Source organism: Pradoshia sp. Z6_59 (assembly GCF_058267515.1).
Window position 1 is genome coordinate 1 of record NZ_JBZCPP010000038.1, and the last position, 1,639, is coordinate 1,639.

General features: G+C 51.1%; 1 rRNA gene. It reads right to left on the reverse strand.

What is annotated here, in order from left to right:
- Window positions 1-1,558: ribosomal RNA gene (locus AC4D4B_RS19435) — 23S ribosomal RNA — on the reverse strand; the annotation flags it as partial.
- Window positions 1,559-1,639 lie beyond the last annotated feature (81 nt).

Genomic DNA, 1,639 nt, shown 5'->3' on the forward strand with positions numbered 1-1,639 from the left:
TGATGAGCGGATTTGCCTGCTCATCGGCCTAACTGCTTGGACGCGCATATCCAACAGCGCGCTTACCCTATCCTACTGCGTCCCCCCATCACTCAAATGGAAGAGAGGTGGTACAGGAATATCAACCTGTTGTCCATCGCCTACGCCTTTCGGCCTCGGCTTAGGTCCCGACTAACCCTGAGCGGACGAGCCTTCCTCAGGAAACCTTAGGCATTCGGTGGAAGGGATTCTCACCCTTCTTTCGCTACTCATACCGGCATTCTCACTTCTAAGCGCTCCACATGTCCTTCCGGTCATGCTTCACAGCCCTTAGAACGCTCTCCTACCACGCATACCATACGGTATGCATCCACAGCTTCGGTGATACGTTTAGCCCCGGTACATTTTCGGCGCAGAGTCACTCGACCAGTGAGCTATTACGCACTCTTTAAATGGTGGCTGCTTCTAAGCCAACATCCTGGTTGTCTGGGCAACTCCACATCCTTTTCCACTTAACGTATACTTTGGGACCTTAGCTGGTGGTCTGGGCTGTTTCCCTTTTGACTACGGATCTTATCACTCGCAGTCTGACTCCCGAGTATAAGTCTTTGGCATTCGGAGTTTGTCTGAATTCGGTAACCCGATGAGGGCCCCTAGTCCAAACAGTGCTCTACCTCCAAGACTCTAAACTCGAGGCTAGCCCTAAAGCTATTTCGGAGAGAACCAGCTATCTCCAGGTTCGATTGGAATTTCTCCGCTACCCACACCTCATCCCCGCACTTTTCAACGTGCGTGGGTTCGGACCTCCATCCAGTGTTACCTGGACTTCATCCTGGACATGGGTAGATCACCTGGTTTCGGGTCTACGACCACATACTGCAAACGCCCTATTCAGACTCGCTTTCGCTGCGGCTCCGTCTCATCAACTTAACCTTGCATGGGATCGTAACTCGCCGGTTCATTCTACAAAAGGCACGCCATCACCCATAAAAGGGCTCTGACTACTTGTAGGCACACGGTTTCAGGATCTCTTTCACTCCCCTTCCGGGGTGCTTTTCACCTTTCCCTCACGGTACTGGTTCACTATCGGTCACTAGGGAGTATTTAGCCTTGGGAGATGGTCCTCCCGGATTCCGACGGGATTCCTCGTGTCCCGCCGTACTCAGGATCCACTCGGGAGGGAACGAAGTTTCGACTACAGGGTTGTTACCTTCTCTGACGGACCTTTCCAGGTCGCTTCATCTACCCCGTTCCTTTGTAACTCCACAATGAGTGTCCTACAACCCCAGATGGCAAGCCATCTGGTTTGGGCTGATTCCGTTTCGCTCGCCGCTACTCAGGAAATCGCATTTGCTTTCTCTTCCTCCGGGTACTTAGATGTTTCAGTTCCCCGGGTGTGCCTTCATACACCTATGAATTCAGTGTAAGATACTGCCCCATTACGGGCAGTGGGTTTCCCCATTCGGAAATCTCCGGATCAAAGCTTACTTACAGCTCCCCGAAGCATATCGGTGTTAGTCCCGTCCTTCATCGGCTCCTAGTGCCAAGGCATCCACCGTGCGCCCTTATTAACTTAACCGTTAAAAAACTCTTACTCGGTTTTTATTAAAACGCATTTACTTTGCCTTACATTACATTATCCAGTTTTCAAAGAACGATT